Source organism: bacterium (genome assembly GCA_040753555.1).
Classification (GTDB): Bacteria; UBA9089; UBA9088; order UBA9088; family UBA9088; genus JBFLYE01.
In genome coordinates, this window is the sequence record JBFMDZ010000080.1 from 1 (window position 1) to 9,467 (window position 9,467).

The 9,467-nt window shown below is 34.8% G+C and carries 14 protein-coding genes and 1 tRNA gene; 10 read left to right on the top strand and 5 right to left on the bottom strand.

Annotated features, from left to right (window positions below; genetic code table 11):
• Both AB1630_07490 and ccsA read left to right on the top strand, forming a co-directional pair.
• A partial coding sequence (locus AB1630_07490) for a hypothetical protein (protein MEW6103636.1) occupies window positions 1-184 on the top strand: 184 nt, incomplete at its 5' end.
• Between the two features lie 478 nt (window positions 185-662).
• A complete protein-coding gene (gene ccsA, locus AB1630_07495; GenBank protein MEW6103637.1) occupies window positions 663-1,376 on the top strand; it encodes a cytochrome c biogenesis protein CcsA in 714 nt (237 codons plus the stop codon).
• A 95-nt stretch (window positions 1,377-1,471) separates the two neighbouring features.
• Here ccsA and AB1630_07500 read toward each other — a convergent pair whose 3' ends face one another.
• The 4 genes from AB1630_07500 to lepB form a co-directional block, all read right to left on the bottom strand.
• Entirely contained in the window at window positions 1,472-2,608 is a 1,137-nt protein-coding gene (locus AB1630_07500; GenBank protein ID MEW6103638.1) for an aminotransferase class I/II-fold pyridoxal phosphate-dependent enzyme, read from the bottom strand.
• Window positions 2,609-2,710: 102 nt separating this feature from the next.
• Window positions 2,711-3,469 carry a tetratricopeptide repeat protein gene (locus AB1630_07505; protein ID MEW6103639.1) on the bottom strand — a complete coding sequence of 253 codons (759 nt, stop codon included), beginning with the start codon at window positions 3,467-3,469 and terminating at the stop codon, window positions 2,711-2,713.
• The gene (locus AB1630_07510) at window positions 3,436-4,005 is read right to left on the bottom strand and encodes a nucleotide exchange factor GrpE (protein ID MEW6103640.1); all 570 of its coding nucleotides are present in this window, start codon (window positions 4,003-4,005) and stop codon (window positions 3,436-3,438) included. The genes AB1630_07505 and AB1630_07510 overlap by 34 nt, the downstream gene beginning before the upstream one ends.
• Entirely contained in the window at window positions 3,993-4,661 is a 669-nt protein-coding gene (gene lepB / locus AB1630_07515) for a signal peptidase I (protein ID MEW6103641.1), read from the bottom strand. Before lepB ends, AB1630_07510 begins: the two co-directional genes overlap by 13 nt.
• Before the next feature lie 81 nt (window positions 4,662-4,742).
• Here lepB and AB1630_07520 point away from each other — a divergent pair, with 81 nt between their 5' ends.
• The 8 genes from AB1630_07520 (at window position 4,743) to AB1630_07555 (ending at window position 9,245) form a co-directional block, all read left to right on the top strand.
• Window positions 4,743-5,588: a lactate dehydrogenase gene (locus AB1630_07520; protein MEW6103642.1), complete on the top strand. Its 846-nt coding sequence runs from the start codon at window positions 4,743-4,745 to the stop codon at window positions 5,586-5,588.
• A gap of 9 nt (window positions 5,589-5,597) precedes the next feature.
• Window positions 5,598-5,685, top strand: a tRNA-Ser gene (locus tag AB1630_07525).
• 11 nt (window positions 5,686-5,696) lie between these two features.
• Window positions 5,697-6,371, top strand: a complete 675-nt coding sequence (locus tag AB1630_07530; protein MEW6103643.1) for a formate dehydrogenase accessory protein FdhE — start codon at window positions 5,697-5,699, stop codon at window positions 6,369-6,371.
• 61 nt (window positions 6,372-6,432) lie between these two features.
• Window positions 6,433-6,702 carry a 30S ribosomal protein S20 gene (rpsT, locus tag AB1630_07535; GenBank protein MEW6103644.1) on the top strand — a complete coding sequence of 90 codons (270 nt, stop codon included), beginning with the start codon at window positions 6,433-6,435 and terminating at the stop codon, window positions 6,700-6,702.
• The gene (locus tag AB1630_07540) at window positions 6,695-7,366 is read left to right on the top strand and encodes a segregation/condensation protein A (protein MEW6103645.1); all 672 of its coding nucleotides are present in this window, start codon (window positions 6,695-6,697) and stop codon (window positions 7,364-7,366) included. Before rpsT ends, AB1630_07540 begins: the two co-directional genes overlap by 8 nt.
• Before the next feature lie 39 nt (window positions 7,367-7,405).
• Entirely contained in the window at window positions 7,406-7,825 is a 420-nt protein-coding gene (gene lspA, locus AB1630_07545) for a signal peptidase II (GenBank protein MEW6103646.1), read from the top strand.
• Entirely contained in the window at window positions 7,822-8,160 is a 339-nt protein-coding gene (locus tag AB1630_07550; protein MEW6103647.1) for an MTH938/NDUFAF3 family protein, read from the top strand. The genes lspA and AB1630_07550 overlap by 4 nt, the downstream gene beginning before the upstream one ends.
• A gap of 161 nt (window positions 8,161-8,321) precedes the next feature.
• Entirely contained in the window at window positions 8,322-9,245 is a 924-nt protein-coding gene (locus AB1630_07555; protein ID MEW6103648.1) for a PorV/PorQ family protein, read from the top strand.
• 2 nt (window positions 9,246-9,247) lie between these two features.
• Here AB1630_07555 and AB1630_07560 read toward each other — a convergent pair.
• A partial coding sequence (locus AB1630_07560) for an IS630 family transposase (protein MEW6103649.1) occupies window positions 9,248-9,467 on the bottom strand: 220 nt, incomplete at its 5' end.

The window sequence follows — 9,467 nt, forward strand, 5'->3', positions numbered from 1 at the left end:
CATTAGGCTTGCTTTGAAACATAAGGATGATTTGAGTGTTCTTGGATCGATTAGCAAATCAGTAGAGCTTTATGAAGGTCTTTCGGTTGGAGCTGTCTGGACAGTCTATCAAGCAGCAAAGCATCTTCGTATGTGTTTAGCTGGTTTAAAATTCATTTCTCCCTATATGAACGGAAGAGCTTAAAGAACGGAAGGGCTAACTAAAAGCTTTCTTGCTTCCGCGCTTCCACACTTTCTTTCATTGCTTTCCTTAAAATTAGCTGAACACATACTATTTCATTGCTTTCTTTAAATATTAGCTAAACACGTACGATATTTCTGTTTGTTAAACAATACATAATTATAAAATTTCGGGATTTAAGGTTTTAACTCTTATGTCTGAATCACAATTACCCCTCTTTTTCTTGTCTTGACATATTCCTTTATCTTCCATATACTGAAATAAAATTGGTTTTTTTGTTATGCTAAAACAAAAATGGTTTGCAAACTTTTCGGTTAACATGTAGTTAGGTTAAGGTTAGGAAGCCATTATGGAAGTTGGGTTAGGATGTTGGTGAAAAAGTGACTAACTTCCTAACCCTTAGACCAAACAGGCATCTTAACCCTAGCCCTTTAACAAAAGGGTTTGCTTGAAATTCAATTGATTTTTAGTATACTATAAAATGATATTTTTTAAAATAGCCCTTTTTTTCTATCTTCTTTCTGCCATCCTTTTCTTTATTAAAAAAAGATGGATTTTTTTTCCTATTGTTGGCTTAATTTTTCATATAACAGGCCTAGTTTTATATAGCCTTAAGTTAGGAAGGCCTCCATTTGCAAGCCTTTATGAGTCTATTCTTTTCTTTTCTCTATTGATAATTCTTTTCTTCCTCCTTTTTAAGCTTTGGGAGGTAGGTGGATATATCTTGCTGATTGCCTCTATTGGACTTTTTTATATTGTTTCTTCTCCATCTTCTCCTAGCCCTTTAATGCCAGCCTTAAGAAGCTTTTGGCTTCCTATTCATGTTGTCTTATGCTTTTTATCCTATACATTTTTTACACTAGGAGGGACATTAGGGCTAGGTTTTTTGATGGGAAAAGAATCTATATTTAAAACCCTCTTTGCCTTTGTTAAAGGAGGCTTTATCTTTCTTACATTTGGAATTATTACAGGCTCTATCTGGGCATACGATGCCTGGGGAAGGTATTGGGGATGGGATCCAAAAGAAGTTTGGGCATTGATTACCTGGCTATACTATAGCCTATTTTTCCATATAAGGCTTGTTGGAGCAGGTAAAAGGCTTCTTTCATATTTGGCTATAATTGGCATATTTGTTATACTTTTTACCTTCCTTGCTGTCAATTTCTTATTTTCTGGATTGCACTCTTATTTGTAACTAACCCAACTTACTTTAACTTGAATTGCAAACGATTGTGGCACAATAAGTATTTACAGGGGATTATAAACACAAAAACCTAAAAATGGCTAATTTTATATTTTCTTCAAAAAAATTGCCATTCTTTCTATTGCCTTTTCTATTTTCTCTGTAGATGTTGCATACGAACATCTTATAAACCCCTCTCCGCACTCACCAAAGATATTCCCAGGAACCGTTGCAACATGCTCGGAAAACAAGAGCTTTTCTGAAAAATCATCAGAGGACAACCCTGTCTTTTCAATGGAGGGGAAGACAAAAAATGCACCATCTGGCATCAAACAGGAAAGGCCAATGGAATTTAATCCGTCAACAATAAGTCTCCTCCTTCTTGAAAACTCATCCTTTATATCAATAAAGCTATTGCTAGATAAAGCAGAAAGGCCTGCATATTGGCTCATAATAGGAGCACAAAGGATGATATATTGATGAATCTTGCACATAGCAGAGATAATTTCCTCACATCCTAATGCATAGCCAAGCCTCCATCCTGTCATAGCATATCCCTTTGAAAATCCAGAAAGCCATATTGTTTTATCTTTCAAAAACGAGGCAAATGGTTTATGCTCTATCTCATAGGAAAGAAGCCCATATATCTCATCTGATATAACAATAATATCATTCTCTTTGCAAACATTAGCGATTGCAAAAAGTTCATCTTTTGTATATGTCATTCCAGTAGGGTTATTTGGATAGCAAAGAATAATTGCCTTTGTTTTGCTTGTCAGCCTTTCTTTAATATCGTCTGGTTTTATCCTAAATTTATTAGAAAATTTTGTAGGAATAACAATAGGCTTTCCACTTGCCATTATCACACAGGGCTTATAGGAGACATAGGATGGTTCTGGAATAAGAACCTCATCATCTGGCTCTAATATAGCCCTAAGTGCAAGATCAATAGCTTCTGATACGCCAACCGTAATCAATACCTCATCTTTTGGGTCGTAAGAGAGGTTATATTTTGAATAGACCACCTCGCTTATCTTTTCCCTTAAAGGAAGAAGCCCCCAATTTGATGTATATGTTGTCCAACCCTTTTCTATAGAATATAGAGCATCCTCACGGATATGCCAGGGCGTTGGAAAATCTGGCTCTCCTACGCCTAATGAGATTACATCTGGCATTCCTGTTATAAGGTCAAAAAATTTTCTTATCCCAGATGGCGGAATTTCTAATACCCTTTTTGAAAGCATTTAAATATTATACCAACATAAACGAATAAATCCAACCTAAAAAGAGGGGTAAGATGCTGACTATAGCAAGATAGATTAGCAAAACAATTATTTTTTAGGGTATTAGTCAAGTCTTTTTATTGCCCTTAAGGCTTTTTCATTGCCTTTATCTTTTTTTAAAACTGTTGAGTATTCCTTCCTTGCCAAGAGAAGAAGGCCCTTTTTCTCATATATATCGCCAAATGAAAGGTGGAGGTCTATATATGTCTCTTTATCCAATGGCTCATCAATAATTTTTAAGTATGACAAGGCTTTCTCAAGGTCTCCCTTTTCCTTATAACAAAAGGCAAGGTTTGAGAGAATAATTGGGTCTTTCTTGTCGAGTAAAAGGGCTTTTGAATAGAATTCTATTGATTTATCAAAGAAACCATCTATTAAGTAAGAATGGCCAAGGAGGATAAATAACTCCTTATCAACAAAGCCATTGTTATAGCTGAATAAAAAATTTTCTTGGGCTTCTTTGTAAAATTTGCCTCTCTCTTCCTTTTCTAAATATTTAGCCATATTAAAATATGTCTTTCCTAATAAAAAAGCGGTTTTTGGGTCTTTGTTTATATTGAATGCCCTTTTATACAAGAAAATTGCACCCTCAAAATAGGGGAAGCTTTCTCTTGCATCGTCAAGATAAATGCCTTTTTTATAATAGCTCTCTGCAAGGGGAAGAATAATATCCAGGTTATTACTGTCTTCTTTTAGCTTCTTTTCAAGGCTTTCTATCCTACTTAAATTCTTTGTCCCAATTATTCTGTTGAAGCAAAAAATAATAAGAAGAAACAAAAAGAATATTTTTATTCCACTTTTTGCAAAGCTTCTTCTTGCCATTCTTTAGAAACTATAACAGAGGCAGGTCTTAGGCAAAAATCACCATCGCTCCAGCCTGATTGAACCTCCTCAAGGATCATCCCCTCCTTTTGCTCTTTTGTTGGAATAGAAAGGATAGCAATATGAAACTTGGGAGAAAATTCATATCCAATTGTTTCTATTCTCTTAATGCCATTTTTTAAGAGAATATTTTCAAATTCCTTCTTAACAAAACCAATCCCCTCTATAATTTTTTCTATATCCCCTGTTCCCTGTTTCAATGCCCTCTCAAGGTTATCAAAAATTGTAAGAAATTCAACAAGAATTTCCCTTTGATATATCTTTTTTAATTGCTGTTTTTCCTCTATTGTTCTCTTTTTATAGTTTTCAAAATCAGCCTTTATCACTTTTGCAAGATTAAGATATTCACTTATTTGTGCATCCTTTTCCTCAATTTCTGTTAAAAGCTCTACCTTCTTTTTTCGTATATGTTTAATCGTTTCTTTTTCTGGTGCTAGTAGGCTGTTCTGGTGCTCTGGTGCGCTTATTTCAGCCATTTTATCCTCCAAGGTGGCCAATGGATAAACAAAGCCTTTCCAACTATTAGTTCTTCTGGAACATAGCCCCAGAATCTGCTATCATAGCTAAAATCCCTATTATCTCCCATTACAAAATATTTTCCTTCTGGAACTACAATGGGAGAAAGCCAATTATCCATCTCTGAATATCCAAATTGCCTGTAGGGGTTTTGATGTATTTTATAAGGCTCATCTATTGCCTTTCCATTTATATAAACCTGCCTATCCTTAATCATTACCTCATCCCCTGGTGTCCCTATTACCCTTTTTATATAATCCTTATGTGGGTTAAGGTCAATTTTTCCAATGGTTGTTGCCCAGATAACAGGCGAGATTATTCTCAAAAGAACACCCCTGTCAGGATCAGCTGGATTTCTAAAGACAACGATATCACCCCTTTTAGCCCTTGCCCATCTACATAGCCATTTGTCAGTAAAAGGAATCATTACTCCATACTTACATCTTATAACAAATAGCTGATCTTTAATCTCTAATGTGTGAATCATAGAGCCAGATGGAATTCTATATGGTTGAATAATGAAAAACCTAATAACAAGGGCAATTATTAGGGCAACAAATAATGACTCAACCCATTCCCAAATCTTTTGCAGAAGACCCTTTTTTTCTTTCTTCATACTTAAATTTTATCATTTTATGGATGATTTTGTCTATCATTGGCTTGACCAAAGGAGATTAAAGGGAATATAATTTTCTTTATGAAAATAGGAATAATTGGTGCAGGAAGGGTTGGAAGCACATCCGCATTTTGTATTGCAAGAGAGGGAATAGTAGATGAAATTATCCTTATTGATTTAAATTCAGGGCTTGCAATAGGAGAGGCAGAGGATATAAATCAGGGGCTTATCTTATTTCCAAAAGAGACAATTGTTAAAGCAGGTGGTTATAAAGAGCTTTCTGATTGTAATCTTATAATTATTACAGCAGGCTTAAGAAGGAAGGAAGGAGAGACAAGGCTAGACCTTATAAACAAAAATCTTTCTTTGATAGCTGATATTGTTAAAAATATTACATCAAACAATAAAAATTGCCTTCTCTTTGTTGTTTCAAATCCTGTTGACATTATGACCTATCTAGCCTTGAAGACATCGGGCTTTGCAAAAGAAAGGGTTTTTGGTTTGGGAACATACCTTGATACCATAAGGCTTAAATCTATTATAAAAAGAGATGGAAAAGACCCAAATGATGCTATGATAGTAGGTGAGCATGGGGATTCAATGGTTGCTGTTTCCTACTCTGATGACGAGATAATTGAAAGGACAAGAAAAGCAGGGGCAGAGATGATAAAAAACAAGGGTGGAGCAGGATGGGCTGTTGGAATGGCATGTTTAGAGATAGTAAAGGCAATTGTTTTTGATAAAAAAGGGGTATTTCCATTATCATCTTTTATTTCAGAGTATGAGATATGTATAAGCATACCAACAATAATTGGAAAAGATGGAATAATTGGTTATCCTAAAATTTCCTTAACAAAAGAGGAAAGAGAAAAATTTATAAATTCAACAAGGGTGATAAAAGAGCAAATAGCCTCTCTAAATTTATAGGTATAAAATGGAGGGGTACCGAAGTGGTCATAACGGGTCTGTCTCGAAAACAGATTGGGGTGTAAATCTCACGTGAGTTCGAATCTCACCCCCTCCGATGAATAGCAAATGAAAGATTATATTTCAGAAGATGAAATTGGGTGTTTTAAGGAGCTGAATATCCTTAAGATAAAATACAAAGAGAGGCTTTCCTTACCCATCCCTGATAGCCTTCCTATAGATTTTGAAAAGATTGAGGTAGACAAAGGGCTTCTTAATGAGATGTTCAATGAAATTGTTCTTTGTATAGAAAAATATTCAAAGAAAGCAATGGAAAAAAGAGTGGTTGGAATGAGGGAATTGATAGAAAATGCCAAGAATGGTGATTTTATCTCTATAAATGTTTTAAAGCCCATATTTGAAAAGATTGGAGAGAATTTTAAAGATAAAATTCCTTCTAATTGGAATAAGCCTTATTGTCCCATTTGTGGATGTTTTCCTTTAATGGCATATCTTAGAAGGGATGATGGAAAAAAGGTTTTTGAATGTATGCTTTGTAAAACACAATGGGAATTTTTAAGGATAAAATGCCCATATTGCGGCAGCGAAGAGAAATTAAGGTTTTTTGAGATAGATGAAGAGGGCTTTCGGGTTGATGTCTGCGATAAATGTATGTCTTATATAAAAACCATTGACAAAAGAAAGATGGACATTCAAGATATAGAGCTTGAAGATATAAAAACAAGGTATTTGGATATATTGGCTATAAAAGAGGGCTATAAACAATTACAGAATGTGGAATAAAAATAGAAAGTATCTACTTAAAAATTTGACAAAATATTTGTTGTAATGATAAAATATGTCTATGGCTATTAAAAAGAGAGCAATTTCTGTTTTAAAAAATATTCGCCAAAACAAGAGAAGGTATCTTTTAAATAAGTCTATAAAGATGGATGTAAAATCTTCTATTAAGGCTTTTAAATCTAATGAGAAGGAAGGGAAAGAGGCATCTTTTGAAAAACTAAAACTTTCCTTTAAGAAGATTGATAAGGCAGCAAAAAAGGGGATTTTTCATAAGAATAAGGCAGCGAGGCTAAAATCAAAGCTTTCTAAAAGAGCATCTACAATTGTTTAATCTTAACCTTGGTGTATATGAAGGTTCTATAGAAGGGCTTCTTATTCTTGTAAAAAAGAGAAAGCTCTCTCCTTTAGAATTTGAAATAGCAAGAATAACCTCTAGCTATCTTTCTTATCTTAAGCTTCAAAGCGAGGTTGAGCTAGAAAAAACGCCACATTTCCTTGTTTTTTTAAGCGAGCTTCTTTTGATAAAATCTTCTATTCTCCTTCCAAGACCACAAGTAATTGAAGAAGAGAATAATGACCTTATTTTTTACCTTAAGGAATACGAAGGGTATAAAGGGGTTTCCTTATGGATTGGAGAAAGGTTTGAAGAGCAAGGGACAAGAATTCCTATAAGCTTTAAACAGGAAGATGTAGAAGAAGAAATTGAGGTTTCTATTTTTGACCTTTTTTCTTCATTAAAGGATATACTTTCCAAAAATAAAGAAAACCCTGTTTATGAGCTTGTCCTGGATGAGCCAAAAATAGAGGAGGCAATAGAGAGGATAAAGAAAAGGCTTATTGAGATAGAGAAAATAGAAATTGCAATGCTTTTTGATGTAAAAACTAGGCTTGAACTTATTGTAACATTCTTGGCAATCCTTGAGCTTATAAGATTAAGGTTTATTAGGGCAATCCAATACAGGGCATTTTCATCAATATGGCTTGTCAGAAGATAGAAGAGAGAGGATAGAACATAGACAATAGAAGACAAATATATGATACCATTTATCATTGCTATTCTTTTATTTACAATTGACAGGATAACAAAGGCTTTAGCTTTAAGGATTTCTGAAAAAATTACAATTTCTCCATTCCTTACCCTTTCAAAAACAGGAAATTACGGCATATCGTTTGGGTTGTTTTCAGGGTATTCGGGGATTATATTCTGGCTTACCCTTATAATCTGTATTATCCTTGTTGCCTACTCTATTTTTCTAAAAGAAAAGCCTTTATTATTTAAAATAGGAATTGGTCTATTTATTGGTGGCGCCATTTCTAACCTTTTTGACAGAATTATTTATTCCTTTGTTGTTGATTTTATCTCAATTGGAATAGGAAATGCTAGATGGCCAACATTTAACATTGCAGACCTTGGAATAGTTATTGGTGCTTTCTTTATTGTATTTAAGAAATGATTTCCTCTTATAGCTTTGGAAGGATGGTTATAGATGGAAAGATATATACTCAAGACCTTATTATTTATACGGATAGAATAGAGTCAAGCTGGTGGAGGAAAAGAGGCCATAGTGTATGTATTGAGGATATAAAGGGGATATTTAAGGAAAAACCAGAAATTCTTGTTATAGGAAAGGGAAGCCCTGGAATGATGAATGTTCTTTCTGAAACAAAAGAAGCCCTCTTAGAGCATGGAATTACCCTTATTGAAGAACCAACAGAAAAGGCTGTTAAGAGCTATAATGAACTTTCAAAAAATAAAAGGCTTTGTGGAGTCTTTCACCTTACCTGCTAGTGAGACCTTCTTAAAAATGCAGGGATTTCTAAGTCTTCAAGGATAGAATGCTTAACCTCTTATTGTAACAAAATAGTAACAATCAGGAAAAAAATCTCTTGACAAAAGATAATTAAATGAGTATTCTTAAATAGAATAAATAAAGGAGGAATTTTTTTAGGATGAAGAAGATATTTTTATTGGTAGCAATTGTAGGGTTGATAGGGGTGACGAGCTTTGCAGGAGAGCCTGGTAAAACCGCAATGGCTTTCCTTAAGCTTGGACAGGGGGCAAGAGCAAATGGAATGGGAGAGGCATTTGTAGGCCTTGCTGACGATATAAATGCCTTATATTGGAATCCAGCTGGTCTGTCCCAAATAGAAGACAGAGAGGCAGGATTTATGTTCCTTAAGCCATATGATGAGATAGATGGATTAGGCTATGGCTATCTCTCCTCTGTTTTTCCAACAAACAAGGCTATATTTGCAACAAGCATCTCTTACTTTGACTATGGAAAGGAGAAAAAGTATGAGGTTGATAACAACAATCCTGTTGATAAAAGAGAGGAATGGACAGCCTGTGATATGTCCTTTTCCTTTGGTCTAGGAGGAAAAATGCCTAATGAAAACATCGCTTTGGGTCTATCCCTTAAGGCAATCTATGGAAAGATAGACAATAGCGATGCCTACGGATTCTGTGCAGATGCTGGAATGCTTTATAAACCAAGCATTGCTGGAATGAAAATAGGTGCGGTTGTAAAAAACATTGGAACAAGGATAAAGTTTGAAAAGGAATCCGATCCTCTTCCATTATCATTAAAGCTAGGCCTTTCATATCTCCTTCCAAAAACCCTTGCTCCAATTACAATTACCCTAGATGGAACCATCCCCAATGACAATAACCCATACATAAACATTGGCGGAGAATATGACTACAGAAAGGCATTAGCCATAAGGCTTGGGTTTAAATCAGGACCACAGGATGAAGGCTCTGGTTTAACAGCAGGTTTTGGCATAAAACAGGGAAGATTCTCCCTTGACTTTGCCTTCCAGCCCTCTGGTGAGCTTGGAAACTCCTACTTTGTCTCTCTGGCTTCAAAATACTAGTGTCACGGTGGGCAAATTTTGCACGAGTACCAGTTACGCATAGCGTGTCGTGTAAAAGACCATTCAAATGGATGAGCAGAGCGATTATTATACTTATCTAAGGATGTGTAGAGGTGGTTTATGAATTTATCTTTATCATTCCATGAACCACGTTTAATATACTTATTAGAAAAGATGTTGAGCAGGATTTCAGCCTGATTTAACCAAGAAGCATGAAATGGT